Genomic DNA, 17,769 nt, shown 5'->3' on the forward strand with positions numbered 1-17,769 from the left:
CGGAACTGGTATTTACGACAGTATCCGCCCGCGCGATTCCCGATTTAGCTGTACGGAACGTCCCAAGCGGGAAGCATCCAGGAGAGCGCAAACAATGAACAGACCCGTACTTTATGCCCTTGCCACCTGCTGGCTGCTAATGTCTTCACGGCTGTTCGCAGCCGAGGCATTATTTCTGCTGGGCCCACAGGTATCAGCCCAGTCCACGGCAGGCCATCCGGCGAACAGCGCCTTGAAAGCCATCCTCGACGATCAGACCACAGTACAAGTCAACCAATTGACCCTGGATGCTGGGTTGCTGACAACCGATATGCAGGAATTGGCGTTTCCCCTGGAGGAAGGCCTGGTTGTCGTGGCGAGTAAGTTTCAAGCCGAATTCGCCAGCACTCGCCTGTTCACCTGGCATGGACGCCTTCCCGATCAGCGCATGATCAACGCCGGGGTGCAAACCGGCAAAGAAGTGCCGGTGGACGAGCTCAATAGCGCGATACTGGTGCGCAATGGCGATCAAGTCTCCGGTTCTATTCATTATCTCGGCCAGCTGTATCAAATCGTTCCGGTGGGCGCGGGAGAACACGTCATCGTTAAAGTAGACACCTCCAAATACCCTGAAGACCTCGTCCTACCGGTTGATCCCCCCCTGGAACATTCCCCGGCAGCACCGACTAGCACTGCGCTAAGCGCCATTCGTGTACTGCTGATCTACACCAACCAGGCCAAGGCGGCGTGGCCCGATATGGAAGGCCATGCCGCACTGATGTTCGCTGAAGCCAATCAAGGCATGGCCCATAGCGACGTACCGATCTATTTTGAGAGCGCAGGGGTCTATCACCTCGACTATTCCGATAAGCAGGGAACGGACGGTTACAGCCAAATGCTCGTGGACCTCAGGACACCCACCCATGCGGCCCTGGGCGGGCCGGTAAGTTTATTGCGTGAACAACAACGGGCCGATCTGGTTGTCATGGTCAGCAAGGCCAGTATCTATTGCGGGCTGGCCTACGTGAATGCGCCCAAGGGTTACGCCTTCAGCATCGTCAGTTGCCCAACCGGCAACTACACTTTCGCCCATGAGATGGGGCATAACTTTGGTTTGAACCATTATTCGGATGTGCCGGCAGGCCAATACGGCGATGGCTTCGGCTATCAACAAAAAGGGCATAGTCCTTTCTGGCGTACGACCATGGCCTACGACTGCATACCGGCGTGTCCAAGGGGCAATTATTGGTCCAGCCCCAACCGTACATATAACGGCTTGCCCATGGGCATCGCCGGTATTCACAACAGCGTGCGTGTCCTCAATCTACGGCGCGAAGTGCTCGCCAACTTTTACCCACCACTCGAGGCCCAACTGCCTGTCGGCCAATTGGAGATTCCCCTGGATGTCGAGGCCAACCAGACGTTCGTCGCCCGCGCTATAGCGACCGACCCCGGTGGCAGCACATTGGACTATGCCTGGTCCGCGCCTGGCTTCACACCCGAGGTCGGTAGCGCCGATTCGCTGAGCTTGAAAGCCCCGAATGTTGCGCAACCCCTGCGAAAACCCATTTCGGTGAAATTGACCAACGCCTATGGCACCACCCTACTGAACAAGACCCTCACGATCAGGCCCGCTATTGCACCGATTACCGCCACCATGGATATCCCGCCGACCGTTATCGCTGGTGGTCAATTGCCCGTCAAGGTCGACGCCTACAGTTCAACCGACAAACCACTGACCTACGCCTGGTCCAGGACGGCGGGCATGTACACCGGCACCACGGGGGGGCGGCCCAGCGGCATCTATACTGCGGCAGACGTCGATAAAGACACTAACACCACTATTTATGTGACGGTCAGCGACGGCACAAACGAGGTTAAACGCAGTTCGAGCGTCGTCATTCTTACAGCGCTGGCCCTATGCGCTGCGCCCTGGGAGGAAGAAAAAATCTACGCAACCGTTAACGAGAAAGCATCCTACGCCGGCTACAACTATGAGGTTGCGCACTGGACACAACGTCAGCGTCCCGACCTGAACGCTGGGCCAGAGGGCAAACCGTGGCGGAAGTTGAGTAGCTGTTCCCATTGATTGCAGCAATTGAAGAATGGGACAGCGGGGGCAGCGTGTTCGCAATACAGGTAAACTCCCCTCCTTTTCATCTTCTCCACGGAGTTCGCCTTGCGTCTGTTTCATACCTCCGACTGGCACTTGGGCCAAAACCTCCACGGCCAGGAACGCGACTTCGAACACGCCTGTTTCCTTGAATGGCTGCTGGGCCAACTCAAGGCCCAGCGCCCGGATGTGCTGTTGATCGCCGGCGATATCTTCGACACGGTCAACCCGCCGCTCAAGGCCCAGGAGCGCTTGTATGACTTCATCATCAGCGCCCACGAACAACAGCCGACACTGACCATTGTGATGATCGCCGGCAACCATGACTCCGGCTCGCGCATCGAACTGCCCGCGCCCCTGATGCGCCGCCTGCGCACCCATGCCCTGGGCCGGGTGCTGTGGTTGGATGACGGCCAACTGGATGCCGACCGCCTGCTGATCCCGCTGCCCAATGCCAAAGGCAAGATCGTCGCCTGGTGCCTGGCGCTGCCCTTCCTGCGGCCAGCGGAAGTCACCGGTGCCCAGTTGGGCGATGATTACCTGCGCGGCATCGGCCAAGTGCATGAATGGCTGATCGCGGCCGCCAATGCCAAGCGCAACAAAGGCCAGGCGTTGATAGCCATCAGCCATGCGCACATGGCCGGTGGCTCGGTATCCGAAGACTCCGAACGCAGCCTGATCATCGGCAATGCCGAGGCACTGCCCGCCACACTGTTCGACCGAAGCGTGGCGTATGTGGCCCTCGGCCATTTGCACAAGCCGCAAAAGGTCAATGGCGAGGAGCGCATTCGCTACAGCGGCTCGCCGATACCCTTGTCGTTCTCCGAAATCGGCTACAAGCACCAGATTCTCGACGTGACGTTCCAGGGCGAAAGGCTGGTGGGCTGCGAACCGATCCTGATCCCCCGCTCCGTCAACCTGCAACGCCTGGACGCCGCGCCCCTGGCCGATATCCTCAAGCAACTCGGTGAACTGCCCGACATCGACCTGCTCGCCGAAACCCAGCGCCACCCCTGGCTGGAAGTGCGCGTGCGCCTCGACGAGCCGCAACCAGACCTGCGCCAACAGATCGAAACCGCGTTGCAAGGCAAGGCCGTGCGCCTGGTGCGTATCGCCGCCGAATACGCCGGCACACGCGGCAGCGCAGAGGCAGACGATGCGCAACTGATCGAACTCGACCAGCTCACGCCCCAGGAACTGTTCAGCCGCGCCTGGCAGGACAGCTACGGCAGTGAAGTGGATGAACAGACCTTGAAGGACTTCGCCGTGCTGCTCCAGGAAGTGCAACAGGAGGGCGAACAGCCATGAAGATTCTCGCCATCCGCTTGAAAAACCTCGCCTCCCTGGCGGGCCCGTTCGAAATCGACTTTACCGCCGAGCCGCTGGCCAGTGCGGGCCTGTTCGCCATCACCGGGCCGACTGGCGCGGGTAAAAGCACCCTGCTCGATGCGTTGTGCCTGGCGCTGTTTGGCGCGGTGCCGCGCCTGGGTGATACCGGCCAGGCCAAAATGCCGGATGCCGACACGGATATTTCCATCGGCGACCCGCGCACCCTGATTCGCCGCGGCACCGGTGGTGGCTATGCCGAGGTGGATTTTGTCGGTGTCAGTGGCCGTCGCTACCGTGCGCGCTGGGAAGCCAACCGCGCTCGCGACAAAGCCAGCGGCAAGTTACAGAACAGCCGGCAAAGCCTGATCGACCTGGACAGCGACCAACTGCTGGCCAGCCAGAAAACCGAATACAAGACCCAGCTGGAATTGGCCCTGGGCCTGAACTTCGAACAGTTCACCCGTGCGGTGCTGCTGGCGCAAAGCGAGTTCAGCGCCTTCCTCAAGGCCAATGACAATGAGCGCAGCGAGCTGCTGGAAAAGCTCACCGACACCGCGCTTTACACCCAGCTCGGCCGCCGTGCGTTCGACAAGGCCAAAGAGGCCAAGGACGCCCACAAACAGCTGCAGGACCAAGCCACCGGCGTGGTGCCCCTGGCCCCCGAAGCCCGCGCCGAGCTGGACCAACAGTTGGCCGAAGCTCAGCAACAGCTCAAGACCCAGCAAGCCCAGCTCAAGCAGTTGGAGTTGCAGCACACCTGGCTCAAGGAGCTGCGTGAATGGCAGGAGCGCCATCAGCATGCCGTGGAGCAACTGCAACGCGACGAACAGACCTGGGCCGCCCAAGGCCAGCAACGCCAGGACCTGAGCCTGCTGGAGCAGTTGGCACCGCAACGCCATCACTTCCTGCGCCAGGCAGAACTCGCCACCTTGCTGACACCGCTGGCGGCGCAGATTGCCCAGCACCTGGAGCAACAAACCGCCCTGCACACCCGCCAGGAACAGGCGCAACACCAGCAAGTGGCCGCCCAGGCAGCACTGGCTGAGGCCCTGAAAAACCAGGCCGACGCCGCGCCCCTGCTGCGCCAGGCCATCGAGGAGCAAAACACCCTCGCCCACGTGAGCCGCGAACTGGCCAAGCGCAACGAGGAAAAACACCAGCACGAAAGCGCCTGCACCGAAGGCCAGGCCCTGCTCGACGGCTTGCAACACACGCAGGCCCAAGGCAGCGAGCGCCTGCAACGCCTGGCCACCGAGCTTGAACACAGCGCCGCCCTCGCCCCGCTGAGCGATGCCTGGAACGCCTACCGTGACCGCCTGCAACAGCTGGTGTTGATTGGCAATCGCCTCAACCAAGGCCAGGCCGAGCTGGGGCAGCTCGAACAGCGCGCCAGCGCCGCCGCCGAACAGTTCACCCTACAGCGCGAAGCCCTGGATTTGCTCTACCACGAGGCCGGTGCCGAACCGCACGCGGTGGCCGAACAAATCCAGTTACTGGCCAGCCTGCTGCAAGACAATCGCAAGCAACAGCGCGCCTTCGAAGACCTGGCCCGCTTGTGGGACAGCCAGCAACAGCTGGATCAACAGGCCGCTGCGCTGACGCAAAAGCTTGCCGAGGCCGCGCAAAAACGCGAACAACTGAACCAGACCGGCCTGCAAACCAAGGCCGAACTCACCGTTGCCGAACAAACCCTGGCGGTGACCAAGCAACTGCTGGAACGCCAACGCCTGGCCCGCAGTGCCAGCGTCGAGGAATTACGCGAGCAGTTGCAGGATGACCAACCCTGCCCGGTGTGCGGTAGCCACGAGCACCCCTATCACCAGCCTGAAGCCCTGCTGCAAAGCCTGGGTCGCCATGATGAAAGTGAAGAGGCGGCGGCGCAGAAAGCCGTCGACAGCCTCAAGGAAAAACTCACTGAATTGCGCGGTGAAGTGGGCGGCCTGATCGCTCAGCAAAAAGAATTCCTGCAACAGCAGGAACAGCTGGCCACGCAGCAGCAGGGTTTGGCACCGAGCCTGCAAGCCCATCCGCTGTGCGCCTCGCTGTTCAACCAGGACGTCGACAAGCGCAGCCCTTGGCTGGCCCAGCAACTGGCCCAATTGACCCAAAGCATCAGCCAGGACGAACAACGCCAGGGCGCCCTGCTCAACCTGCAACAGAACGCCGGGCGCTTGCAGCAACAATTGCAAGCCGCCCAGGACGCCAGCCAGCAAGCCCGGCAATTGCTGGTGGACCAACAGCGGCAACTGGCCGGCGACCGCGAACGCCTGGAGACGGAACTCAGCGCCTTCGCCAGCCTGTTGCCCGTCGATACGCTGGAGGGTTTGCGCAGCGCGCCTGCGGCGACCTTCATGCAGCTCGACCAGCAGGTCAGCCAGCGCCTTGAGCAATTGGGCCATCAACGCGACGAGCAGGCCGAGCAGCAGGAGCGCCAACAGGCCATCGAGAAACAACACACCCACCAGCAGCATCGTCAGCAGCAACTCGATGCCTTGAATCTGCAAGTCGCCGAGCTGGCCGACCAGCAACACGCCGTCCAGGAAAAACTCCGCGCCGTGCTAGGGGACCACCCCAGCGCCGAACACTGGCAACAGCAACTGGAACAAGCCGTCATCCAGTCCCGCCAGAGCGAGACCGACGCCAACCAGGAACTGCACGCTGTGCACACGGCCCTGGTACAACTGGCCGCCGACCTCAACGCCCAGCAGCAACGCCAGCAGGCATTGGAGGCGGAACAGCAAGCCCTCGCGACACGCATCAGCGAATGGCGCGCCCTGCACCCCGAACTGGATGATCAAGGCCTGGCACGCCTGTTGGCCTTCGATGAGGCCCAGGTCACGCAGTTGCGTCAGCACCTGCACAGCAGCGAAAAGGCCGTGGAACAGGCCAAGGTTCTGCTGCACGAGCGCGAACAGCGCCTGGCCGAACACCAGGCCCTGCACAACGGCAACCTGGAGGCCGAGCAACTGGACGCCACCCTGGCAACGCTTAACCAGCAACTGCTCGAGGGTGAGAAACACTGCGCCGAACTGCGCGCACGCCAGTCCGAAGACCAGCGTCGCCAGAATGCCAACCAGGCCCTGGCCGAACAGATCGCCAAAGCTTACGAGCAGTGGCAGCGCTGGGCCCGCCTGAATGCGCTGATCGGCTCGGCCACCGGCGACACCTTCCGCAAGATCGCCCAGGCCTACAACCTCGACTTGCTGGTGCACCACGCCAACGTGCAACTGCGCCAACTGGTGCGCCGCTACCGGCTTAAACGCGGCGGCAGCATGCTCGGGCTGTTGGTCATGGACACAGAAATGGGCGATGAACTGCGCTCGGTGCACTCGCTGTCCGGTGGCGAAACTTTCCTGGTGTCGTTGGCACTGGCGTTGGGGCTGGCGTCGATGGCGTCGAGCACCTTAAAGATCGAGTCGCTGTTTATCGACGAAGGCTTTGGCAGCCTCGATCCCGAGTCATTGCAACTGGCAATGGACGCCCTGGACGGCTTGCAAGCCCAGGGCCGCAAAGTGGCGGTGATCTCCCATGTACAGGAAATGCATGAACGCATCCCGGTGCAGATTCAGGTCCAGCGCCAGGGCAACGGCCTGAGCACGTTGGAGGTCAAGTGAGCGAAGCGCTGCTGTATTCGTTCCGGCGCTGCCCCTATGCAATGCGCGCGCGGCTGGCGCTGCGCTACTCCGGCGTGGCGGTGCGCATTATCGAAGTCAGCCTGAAAGCCAAGCCGGCCGAGATGCTCAAGCTGTCGCCCAAGGGCACGGTGCCGGTGCTGAGTGTCGAAGGTCGAGTGATCGAGGAAAGCCTGCAGATCATGCAGTGGGCGCTGGCGCAGCACGACCCGGATGATTGGCTGCTGCAAGGTGACCCTGCGGTGCTGGCGTTGATTACCGAGAATGATCAGGTGTTCAAGCATCATTTGAATCGATACAAGTACGCCGAACGCTACCCGGAGCACTCGATGGAGCATTATCGGGCCGAGGGTGAAGTGTTCTTACAGAAACTGGAAACATTGCTGGCAGACCGTGAGTACCTGCTCGCCGAGCACCTGAGCCTGGCAGATGCGGCGCTGATGCCGTTTGTACGCCAGTTTGCCCATGTGGATCGGGAGTGGTTTGCGAGCACACGGTATGGGCGTTTGCAGGCCTGGCTGCAACGGTTTCTGGATTCACCGTTGTTTATGGCGGTGATGGCGAAACCCTGAGGCTAATCCAATCAACTGTGGGAGCTGGCTTGCCTGCGATGGCCATAGGACAACTCTGTAGCGCTCAACGGTAACCACGATGCGAAGCGAGCCGCTCTTGATCTTGATCTGCTTTTGATCTTAGGCGCCCCGTCAAACCACGCTGGCCGGAATTCGACAGGGATTTGGGGGGTAAACCGGCAGGGATGCCGGTTTAGCCGCCCCGCGCCATGGATGGCGCGTGGCGGCGGCCCCCCAAATCACTGGCGGATTACGGGCACACCGAGCCTAAGCGAGGTGCCGAGTGGTGGGGCAAGAGCGTTTTGCTTACTTTTGCGCTTTTCAAAAGTGAGCCGCCGTCAGGGCGGAACCCTAAGTAGCCGTTACCGCAGCAATGAATATGTACTCGATATAACAGTGTCGCCCGCCAGGCCGCCTTCGCGAGCAAGCCCGCTCCCACAGTTGGATCGTTGGGGCGCCAGGTAGATATGGGGCGGCTGTGAGGGCGTCATCGCAGGCAAGCCAGCTCCCACAGTTGGATCGTGGGGTTTCAGGTAGATAGGTGTCGGCTGGCAGGCCATCATCGCAGGCAAGCCAGCTCCCACAGTTGACCTTGGCTCAATGGCGCCTCAGTGCTGGCTCTTGTGATCCAGCGCAGCATAGAAATTGGCACTCTGTTGCAGGTACTTCTGGGTATAGGCCGTGACACTGGATTTTTTGCCGGAGACTTCCACGCTAGCAGCGGCAGGCAATGCCACAGTAGCGGAAACAGCAGAAGCAGCAATGATCGAGAAGAGATTGAAATTCATGGCGGTAACCCTTGTGTGCGTTTGGTTGGGTGGCCTGGGAAGGCCTTGGAACCCAACTTACGCCCGAGGGTTGAACCTTAGAAATGCTTTGAAACAGTAGCCGTTATCACTGCCATTAATACAAAGGCTCAGGCCCCGCATTGCGGGGCCTGTGGCTTATTGACGCACCAGAAACTTGAGGTCGCTGGGGGCATCGATCGGCAATTTCTGCACGGTTTTACCCAGCAGACCAGTCTTGGGGTCGCGTTCAACCACCACGATTTCATTGCTTTTCTGGTTGGCGACCAGCAGGAACTTGCCGCTCGGGTCGAGGCTGAACTCGCGCGGATGGTCGCCTTCGACAGAGCGCCGCTGGATTTCCTTGAGGTGCGCGGTGGCCGGGTCGATGCTGAACACCAGCATCTGATTGGCCGTGCCACGGTTGCTCACGTACAGGAATTTGCCGTCGTTTGACGCATGCAACGCTGCACCGGCCTTGTCGGACACCGGTTGGCCGGCGGCATAGTCCACCACCTGGGTTTGCTTAAGCTTGCCGTCGTTGTAGTCGAACACGGCCACCTGGGCGCTCATCTCAGTGGTCAGCCAGGCGTGTTTGCCGTCCGCGCTGAACAGCAAGTGACGCGGGCCGCTGCCCGGTGGCAACTGCACCGACGCCGGGTTGGCCGCGGTGAGTGGCAGCTCGTGATTGGCCTTGGGGTCGTAGCGGTAGGCAAATACCTTGTCTGCGCCCAGGTCCTGCACGAATACATACTTGCCGTCCGGCGACGACACCACCGAATGCACATGGTTGGACGCCTGGCGCTCCGGGTTCACGCGGCTGGCCGGGTGCCCGCTCAACTGCACCGGCGCCGACAGCTTGCCACTGGCATCCACCGGCAAGATCGCCAAGCTGCCACCCGGGTCTTCCACCACCGAATAGTTGGCGACGAACAGGTAACGTCCATCGGCGGCCACGCTGGAATGGGTGGGCTCATTGCCCAGGCTCTGCACCTGGTTGATCAGGGTCAGCTGGTGGTTCTGCGGGTCGATACTGTAGCTGCTGACACGCCCCACCGGGTCTTCCTGGCCCGGGCCGTTTTCATTGACCACGAACAATTGCTTCTGGTCTTTGGAAATCGTCAGCCAGGAAGGGTTGGCGGTTTTCGCCGCCAGCACCGGCTTGCCGTTGAACTGCCCGGTGCGGCTGTCGAACTGCAGGCGGTAAATACCCTCGCTGCTACCGGCGGTGTAGCTGCCCACCAGCAGTTCATGCACATCGCTGGGTGCGGCCTGTACCGACATCGCACCGACGCTGCCTGCCATCAGCAGGGGCCAGAATTTACGCATCATCATCCGCTTCGTCCTCATCGTTATTGTTGCCGGTGAAGGCGCTCATGCAGATCAAGCGGTGCTCGCCCGACTCACCGGTAAGGGTCCAGCTTTGCAGCGTGTCGTCAAATGTGGCGGCGTCCACCTGCGCCGTGGTGAAGCTCCAGCGTTTTTCGGCCCGGCCATCCATGGCGGTAATCACAAGCTTTAGTTCAGTCAACTCGAAATCAAAGGCATGCAGGCCGTCGATTTCAAGCATGTCGCTGGTTTCAAGCACGGGGCGCAAGGAGGCGGATTCGGCAGTCATAACATCAATCGTTCAGAGGAAAGACCCCATGATAGGGCAAATGGTTGCAGCGGCGTAAATCCTCGCGTGGCCTGCGCCGCGTTTACATGCAGCCACATATCCCGCGCCCTGCTCCACCCCGTGCCGTATCAAGGGTTGACGGCCAGCGCGTGCCAATCGAAATGCTTGATTACCTTTTGCCGATTTCACTGAAAAACCCGCCTCGGTAGTTTCCTTGTTACCTGCCCGCATGACGCGAACAGGGTCACCTCTATGACTAGCATGACTCGACAAGGAAGCTGCACGATGATCCAGGGAAACTACCCCCAGCGTTTTTTTGCCCCTAACCTGCCCCTGTCACTGCCAACACCGGCTGCCCGCCAGACGGTCGGCCCCCATCAAGAACCCTTATCGAATACCGCAAACGACCAACCGCTGAGCCGGCCCCGACGTGCATCCGCACCGTTGCGCACCACAGGGACCACCGCTTCCACCCCGGCCAGCGAAAGCTCGGCGCCGCTCACCGCAACGGCGGTCGCCCACCAGTTCGATACCCGCCCTACGCTGCGTTCAGTGGTGTCGGGGATGCTCGAGGAGGCGATCAAAAGCCTGTACCCCACTTTGGCATTCAATCCCGCCGAAACGGCGGTCGCCGAACCCATTTCAAGCAGCCCGCCCCAGTACCGCCTGACCCCCTTGCTGGACATCGCCCTGAGGCACCTGACCACCGAAGGCGACCTCGACTTTACCGACAAACATGCACTGCCCTGCACGCTGATCGACCCAGTCACCGGGCACACCCTCAAGCCGACGCCGTCGCCGGATGCCTTGATGCCCGGCATTGATATGCAGGCCATCGAACTGGCGATCCGCAGCCTGCGCGCCCCGCTCAAAAAAACCTTCGAACAGGCCCTGCTCAAGCACTTCATGGCCAGCACCGATGCCCATTCTCAAGGCGACAACCCCTGGCGCTGGCTCAGCGACACGCTGCGCGACACTTTGACCATCGCCGCTCTGAAACAGCCGGGGCTCAGCGCTCAACAGCGCGAAACCCTCGACCAGGTACTGACCTACCCGGACCGTGCGCAGCGCCAAGCGGCCAAAGGCGAGGCCGCGGCGCAGGTGTTTATCCTCGACTCTGCGGTGAGCCATGCCGGTGGCAATGCCTCGCAACTCACCCCAGACCTGCTGATCACGCGCCAGGTCGATGGCCGCATGCAGGTGCTGCACGCCACCGCCGCCGGCGTGGTGACGCCCTATGACTCCTTGCACGCATTCGGCCAAGCCTGGGGCGAGAAAATGGGCGATGCCTTCGTTTTCGACAGCCTGAACTGGAAGCGCCAGGAGCCTGCGGGGAATATTTTCGATACCCAGGCGGCGGTCATCCTCAATGCCGTGGTGGAGAACGTTGCGTCCATCGAGGTGCCCACCACCGGTTCGCTTGAGGCGTTGGAGCAGGCTTTCACCCAGGCCAGCGACCCGAGCCCCTGGTTTGTCGGGGCCTATGCGCCCAACGCGCGCGAGCTTGACCGCCTGCATGAACAGCTGCCTACCTGGTTCGGCTCGGCAAGCGCCGCAGAACGCGACACCTATCGACAGCACGCACTGGCCCTGGCCAGCAGTGTGCGCCGCAACAATGGCCGCACCTTCCTCGACGGCATCCCCGATATCCGCACCTACACCGAGCAACAGCTCGACCAGCATTTAGCCGGCAAGGGTTACACCGCCAAGGATGTGGAGGTGGTGTTCAAGGTCCCGGTGGGCGATATGGGCAGCAACTACCTGGAACGGGTGAAAATGAGCCTGGTGGACATGGCCCTGGAAAACCTTTCGGGCTTGCCCAAGGGTGAGATGGAAGTCCACCTGCATGGGCAACGGGTCAGCGATGCCAGCCTGCCAAAAATGCTCAAGGACTTGATCAATACCGTGGACATAGGCGGCCACTACCCCGAATTGCTCAAGCGTGAACTGCTGGACGACAGCCCAGCGGCCCGTGATCGGCTGGCACGTTTCATCGAGCAGGTACCCCTGCAGCTCGCGATGCAGGCCTTGGAACTCAAGCTCAAGGGTGAAGCCGGCATCACCGCCCAGGGCCACGCGTTTATCGAAGCCGTCACCCAACCCGGCGCGGGCAGCAAATGGGTGGACGGCCAAGAGATTACCGTGCGGCCCCTGGCGTTTGTGCGCAAGCCGGGAGCGACGCCGGATGTGGTCGCCAATATGTTCATCATCGAACCGCTGGCCAACGGCAGCGGCCCGCACCTTTTGTATCGCCCCCAGCTGAAGCCGGCACTGCTGGAGTTCGCCAGCCGCGACGCGCTGCTGGAGGCCATCCGCAAGCCCGGTGCGCTGCAGGAAAGCGTGTTGGCCTGGTTGCCGGACGACAAAGTACGGGCGGTGTACGGCAATGGCGGTTTTCACACGCCCAATATTGCCCGTTTTACCGTATTCAATGAGTTTGACCCGCCTGCCACGCCCAAGCCGACCGCCCTGGCTGTCGACGGCTATGCCGCTGCCAGCACGCTACGCCAGGACCTGCTCAATGGCGACCTGGCCACGCACTGGTTCCACTCCAACGCCAACAGCCTGGTTACCCTCGCAGAAGGCCAATCCACTTCCGATGCGCAAAGCCGCTGGGCCTCCTACAAGGAACTCGGCTGGCTGCTGTTCAATACCCTGCTGCCGCTGATGCGCGGGCCGGGCGCCATGGCCGGCTGGTTGCTGCAACTGGCCAATGCCGAAAACGACATCAAGCGCCTGTCGACCGCGAACGATCCGGACCCGGCCGGGGCAATGGTCGACCTGCTGGTGAACCTGGGCATGACCCTGACCCATGTCCCAGTTGCCGAACCCACGCCGACGCGCACCTTTGAGCCGTTCAAGCCGAGGCCAGAGACCAGCAACCCTGCGCCTCGCCCCCGTCAGAGCAATGACCCCGTACGCCCTGCGCCCACCATTCACCAGGACCCGAACGCGCCGGTCACCACCGGTTTGGGCGCAGGTACGGCCATCGATATCAGGCTGTCGAGCCCACGCGGACTCACCCCTGAGCTGCGCGCGCACATCGACTCGTTCAAAGCGCCCGCACCGGCAGCTCCCGGCACCCCCATCGCCGAAGGCATCAGGAAGGGCCTGTATCAGGTGGATAACCGCTGGTACGCCAAAATCGACAATCACTGGTTTCGCGTCGCCACCGACCTGGATGGCCCTTACGTGATTGACGAACACAACAAGGCACGCACCGCGCCCTCGATAGCACGGGACGCCCGGGGCAACTGGTATTTTGACTTGGCGCCAAGGCTCAAGGGCGGAATGCCGAAAACGAAAGACTTGCAGAGTACGATCAGACAAAACCTGGAAGCCAGGGCCCGAACCAAAGAGGATTTTCAACGCGGCTGGCAGGAACGCAGCAAGATTTCAAAAGAACATGCTGGCAGCATGGAAAAAATCCGCAACGCCTTTGCCGAGTACGAACAAGCACGAAAAAAACTCAAGACGCTACGCGGTCTGGCAAACAATGAAGCATCTGCAGACCGTTTCGCCGCGACCTACTCCAATCAGCGGCAGGCCGCCGAAGCACTCAGAGCCGACCTGGACCAACAACTTGAAAACCTCAGGCCGTTGACGCAGTCACTGATAGCGGCCAGCGAGCACAACATCGAAACCTTGGCGCCGAAAAAGATCGGCGGCATTGACGATTTATCCGAGCTCAAAAAGAACCGCTCACTGGAATATCAGCAGACTCTAAGCGCGCTGATCGAGCTAGATAATATATATGTGGGCCTGACCAGCGAAATGCTGAAACATGGCGTGAATGGCGCTTCATTGGCCGAACTGACTGACAAATCCAATAACGGCTTGGAGGTGTCATATAACGAAATGATGGAGGCGTTCAAAATAGGCTATCAGGACACCGAGCACCTGTTGGCAGTGCGACAGACCATCAGTTCCATATTCGAACGCTGGAGGAACGACTCGCCTTTTGGCTACAAGGCCGCCGACAGCTTCCTCAAGCAACGGTATCCGGTATCGCTGGACACCCTGCTACTCACAACACAAGTGAACAGATTGTCGTACCTCCAGCAACTGACCACTACACGGGCTGCACGTCGCCTCGATGAAGCCGTGTATTTTCAGATGAACCGCTTGATGACAGAAAACCTGAAAACCGAAATATTGACCTACGAGGATCTTCGCCAATACCACGACTACACCCTTGAGGAGCGCCATGCCGCATTGATCACCATTATTACCAAGTTCAAACAAGTGCTGAACGACAGTCGACTGATGCAGGAGCAGCGCCCAGAGTTTTTTCGAGTCGAGTACCACCACCGCTTCAACGAATTGCTCAATGAGTTCATCACTCAGGCCGAAACCGAACTGGTCCAGGTGGTCAAAGAAGAGCAGTTTCTGCTTCCTGCCGCGCCCGCGCGCACCAACCAAAGGGCGAAACCGCAGAACCAACGCGTGTTCAGGACCGAGCACCAGGAAACATTTATCGGCACGTTGCGCCCTTCGGAGCCGGGCCGAACCGTCGATATCATCGACGTGGTCGACCCAATGAGCGGGCAACCCATTGCCAGCTACAGCGAACACCCTGGGGAACGCGGCTGGGTGAAAATCGTCCAGGGACAGCCCACAGCACCTCGCCCAGCCTCACCGCCCAAGTCCTGGTCCACGTATAAGAGTGAGGCGCAAAACCTCATCGACGGCGTGCCGAAGATAGAAAAAACCATCCTCTTTCAGAAAAAGAAACTCGATGACCCGCTGTGGCGAGACACTGTCAGCCCCCGCGACTGGAACGACATGCTCGAAGCCCAGGCCAACCTGCTTTTCGAGAAGGCGCAACAGGCACAAGCCGCCCACGGCAACAAGCCGGAAACCGCCGAATGGGTGGCGCGCTGGCGAGCAGCGGCCGAACAAATGCTGCAAAAGGCCCGCCAGCATACCGCTGATGGCTATCTGGTACAGACGCCCACGGCGGAAAACGTCGATTACCTGTGGCGTCACGGTTTTGTCGATATAAACCTGGTACGGCGCGACATCCCGACCAGAAGTGGCGATGTCTTCACCGAGTATGTGGTGCGCAAGAAAAACAAAATCGATGCGTTGTGGTATGCCCACTTTCACTACCCAGAAAAAGGCTGGGCGCGTGATGACTTCAGGGCGGCGCACTTGAAAACACCGCAGCAACGCATCAAGACTCAAAAGATGCTGATTGAAGAAGCCGGAAACAACGGGGTCGTTGAGAAACTCATCAAGGCCGCTATCACCAAGCCGCTGGCTGAAAAGCTGTTCTTGAAATTGTGAAACCCTGGGCCTGAGGCCCAACAAAAAGCCGCACAGTGTGCGGCTTTTTGTTCTGCTACCCAGGCTTAATGCGCGAACAATGAGTTGCCCTTCTGCCCCGCCAGCTTCTCGGGCTTGATCAGGAACCGCGCCAGCGCCGGCAACAGCCACAGCGCGCCGAACATGTTCCACAGCAGCATAAAGGTCAGCATCAGGCCCATGTCAGCCTGGAACTTGATGGCCGAGAAGATCCAGGTGCACACGCCGATGGCCAGGCACAGGCCGGTGAACAGCACGGCTTTACCGGTGGATTTCAGCGTCTGGTAATACGCCTCTTGCAACGGCAGGCCGGCACGCAGGAAGCTTTCCAGGCGGCTGTAAATGTAGATGCCGTAGTCCACGCCAATGCCCACACCCAAGGCCACCACCGGCAAGGTCGCGACCTTGACGCCAATGCCCATGAACGCCATCAGCGCGTTACCCAGTACCGAGGTCAGCACCAGCGGCAGCACGATGCACAGGGTCGCTGCCCAGGAACGGAAGGTGATCATGCACATGGTCGCTACACACAGGTACACCAGGATCAGGATGATCAGCTCCGACTCCTTGATCACCTCGTTGGTGGCCGCTTCGATCCCGGCATTGCCCGCGGCGAGGATGAATTCCAGGCCGTCCTTGTTGTTTTCCTTGGCGAAGTCCTGCACTGCATGCACGGCGCGGTCGAGGGTTTCGGCCTTGTGGTCGTTGAGGAACACCAGCACTGGCGCCAGGGAGCAATTGTTGTTGTACAAGCCATCGGCACGGGCGATGGAGTTGTTCAGCACATCCGGGTTGCGCGACAGGGTTTCCCATTTCAGGTTGCCCTCGTTCATGCCCTTGATCATTTGCTTGGACACGGTCACCAACGAGATCGCCGACTGCACGCCCTCGGTGTTCTGCATCTTCCACATCAACTGGTCGATGGGCGCCATGGCTTCATAGCGCGAGCAGCCTTCGGCCTTGGTCTTGACCATCACCACCAGCACGTCGGAACTGGTGGAGTAATTGCTGATGATGAAGTTGTTGTCCTTGTTGTAGCGCGAGTCCGGGCGCAGTTCCGGTGCGCCTTCGTCCAGATCACCGATCTTCAGGTTCTGGCTGTACCAGAGGCCGCCACCAAAGGCGATCAGGGCCAGGAACACCGAAACCGGCGCGACTTTCGGGCTGGCGAATTTGGACAGCAGGCGCCAGAAGCTATGTTCGCGGTTCGCGTCTTTCTTGCTCTTGGCGATGGCGCGTTTGCTGATGCCCACGTAGGAAATCGCGACCGGCAGCAGTATCAGGTTAGTGAACACAATGACCGCCACGCCGATGGACGCGCCGATGGCCAGTTCGCGGATCACACCGATGTCGATGATCAGCAGCGTGATGAAGCCCACTGCGTCGGCGAGGATCGCGATCATCCCCGGCAGGAACAGTTGCCGAAAGGTACGCCGCGCAGCGGTCAGGGCGTTGTCTGCCTCGCTGGATTGCAGGGCAATGCCGTTGATCTTCTGCACCCCATGGGAAATGCCGATGGCGAAGATCAGGAACGGCACCAGCATGGAATACGGGTCCAGCCCGAAACCGAAGAAGTGCATCAACCCGAGTTGCCAGACCACCGCCACCAATGTCGTACTCAACACCGCAATGGTGCTGCGCAGGCAGTTGGTGAACCACAGCAGCAGAACCAGGGTGATGACAAACGCAACGCCGAAGAACAGCACCACCATCACCAGGCCGTCGATCAGGTCGCCAACCTTTTTGGCAAAGCCGACAATATGAATCTTGACGTTGGGGTTCTGGGTTTCGAACTTGTCGCGGATCTTGTCTTCGAGTTCATGGGAGAACTTGCGATAGTCCAGGGCCAGCAGCTTGCCCTGGTCTTGCGGGTCCGGGTAGGACTCCAACAGCGGGATATCAACGATGCTCGACTTGAAGTCATTGGCCACCAGCCGCCCGACCTGGCCGGACTTGAGCACGTTATTGCGCAACTGGTCGAGGCTCTGCGGCGAGCCGTTGTAGCTCTGCGGGATGACCTCCCCGCCGGCAAACCCTTCTTCGGTCACTTCTGTCCAGCGCACGCTGGGGCTCCACAGTGACTTGAGGCCCGAGCGGTCCACACCGGAGATGTAGAACACCTCGTCGTGGATCTGGCGCAGGGTCTCCATGTACTCCTTGGTGAAGATGTCGCCGTCCTTGGCCTCCACCGAAATACGCACGGTGTTGCCCAGGTTGGCCAGGTCGTTGCGGTGCTCCATCATCTTTTCGATGAAGGGGTGCTTGAGGGGGATCATCTTTTCAAAGCTGGTGGACGGGCGAATCAAGGTCGCCTGCCAGAACAGGAAGAGGCTCACCAGCAGGCAGATGACGATCACCGCCGGGCGATTGTTGAAGATCAGACGCTCAAGAAAGGTCGCTTTATCGTTGTGATGACTGCTCATTGAATCCCCGC

At 60.3% G+C, this 17,769-nt stretch carries 9 protein-coding genes; 5 read left to right on the forward strand and 4 right to left on the reverse strand.

Translation table 11 applies throughout. The features are described 5' to 3' along the window. Nucleotides 1-94 precede the first annotated feature (94 nt). From CRN80_RS25330 to CRN80_RS25345, 4 genes are all read left to right on the forward strand, one after another. Nucleotides 95-2,068, forward strand: a complete 1,974-nt coding sequence (locus tag CRN80_RS25330; protein ID WP_032892143.1) for a zinc-dependent metalloprotease family protein — start codon at nt 95-97, stop codon at nt 2,066-2,068. A 90-nt stretch (nt 2,069-2,158) separates the two neighbouring features. Next, on the forward strand, nt 2,159-3,400 hold the full coding sequence (locus CRN80_RS25335; RefSeq protein ID WP_098951755.1) for an exonuclease SbcCD subunit D C-terminal domain-containing protein: 1,242 nt from the start codon (nt 2,159-2,161) through the stop codon (nt 3,398-3,400). After that, nucleotides 3,397-7,035, forward strand: coding sequence for an AAA family ATPase (locus CRN80_RS25340; RefSeq protein ID WP_098951757.1), 3,639 nt, complete (start codon nt 3,397-3,399; stop codon nt 7,033-7,035). Before CRN80_RS25335 ends, CRN80_RS25340 begins: the two co-directional genes overlap by 4 nt. Continuing rightward, a complete protein-coding gene (locus tag CRN80_RS25345; RefSeq protein ID WP_098951759.1) occupies nt 7,032-7,625 on the forward strand; it encodes a glutathione S-transferase in 594 nt (197 codons plus the stop codon). The genes CRN80_RS25340 and CRN80_RS25345 overlap by 4 nt, the downstream gene beginning before the upstream one ends. Before the next feature lie 608 nt (nt 7,626-8,233). On the opposite strand, the gene CRN80_RS25350 is transcribed toward CRN80_RS25345, so the two are convergent. From CRN80_RS25350 to CRN80_RS25360, 3 genes are all read right to left on the reverse strand, one after another. Next, a complete protein-coding gene (locus CRN80_RS25350; protein ID WP_032892147.1) occupies nt 8,234-8,413 on the reverse strand; it encodes a hypothetical protein in 180 nt (59 codons plus the stop codon). Nucleotides 8,414-8,569: 156 nt separating this feature from the next. Beyond that, a complete protein-coding gene (locus CRN80_RS25355) occupies nt 8,570-9,745 on the reverse strand; it encodes a lactonase family protein (RefSeq protein ID WP_098951760.1) in 1,176 nt (391 codons plus the stop codon). After that, on the reverse strand, nt 9,732-10,028 hold the full coding sequence (locus CRN80_RS25360; RefSeq protein ID WP_032892149.1) for a DUF5629 family protein: 297 nt from the start codon (nt 10,026-10,028) through the stop codon (nt 9,732-9,734). Before CRN80_RS25360 ends, CRN80_RS25355 begins: the two co-directional genes overlap by 14 nt. Before the next feature lie 285 nt (nt 10,029-10,313). Here CRN80_RS25360 and CRN80_RS25365 point away from each other — a divergent pair, with 285 nt between their 5' ends. Continuing rightward, nucleotides 10,314-15,317 carry a dermonecrotic toxin domain-containing protein gene (locus CRN80_RS25365; protein WP_098951762.1) on the forward strand — a complete coding sequence of 1,668 codons (5,004 nt, stop codon included), beginning with the start codon at nt 10,314-10,316 and terminating at the stop codon, nt 15,315-15,317. 65 nt (nt 15,318-15,382) lie between these two features. Here the strand turns inward: CRN80_RS25365 and CRN80_RS25370 are convergent, their stop codons facing one another. Further along, the gene (locus CRN80_RS25370; RefSeq protein ID WP_098951764.1) at nt 15,383-17,758 is read right to left on the reverse strand and encodes an RND family transporter; all 2,376 of its coding nucleotides are present in this window, start codon (nt 17,756-17,758) and stop codon (nt 15,383-15,385) included. Nucleotides 17,759-17,769: the final 11 nt, after the last annotated feature.

Source organism: Pseudomonas sp. FDAARGOS_380 (genome assembly GCF_002591235.1).
Lineage (GTDB): Bacteria > Pseudomonadota > Gammaproteobacteria > Pseudomonadales > Pseudomonadaceae > Aquipseudomonas > Aquipseudomonas salmasensis.

Bases quoted from the DNA above. Each gene is read 5' to 3' on its own strand.
- CRN80_RS25330 (WP_032892143.1), top strand. From the start codon at position 95: ATGAACAGACCCGTACTTTATGCCCTTGCCACCTGCTGGCTGCTAATG.
- CRN80_RS25340 (WP_098951757.1), top strand. From the start codon at position 3,397: ATGAAGATTCTCGCCATCCGCTTGAAAAACCTCGCCTCCCTGGCGGGC.
- CRN80_RS25350 (WP_032892147.1), bottom strand. From the start codon at position 8,413: ATGAATTTCAATCTCTTCTCGATCATTGCTGCTTCTGCTGTTTCCGCT.
- CRN80_RS25355 (WP_098951760.1), bottom strand. From the start codon at position 9,745: ATGATGATGCGTAAATTCTGGCCCCTGCTGATGGCAGGCAGCGTCGGT.
- CRN80_RS25360 (WP_032892149.1), bottom strand. From the start codon at position 10,028: ATGACTGCCGAATCCGCCTCCTTGCGCCCCGTGCTTGAAACCAGCGAC.
- CRN80_RS25365 (WP_098951762.1), top strand. From the start codon at position 10,314: ATGATCCAGGGAAACTACCCCCAGCGTTTTTTTGCCCCTAACCTGCCC.
- CRN80_RS25370 (WP_098951764.1), bottom strand. From the start codon at position 17,758: ATGAGCAGTCATCACAACGATAAAGCGACCTTTCTTGAGCGTCTGATC.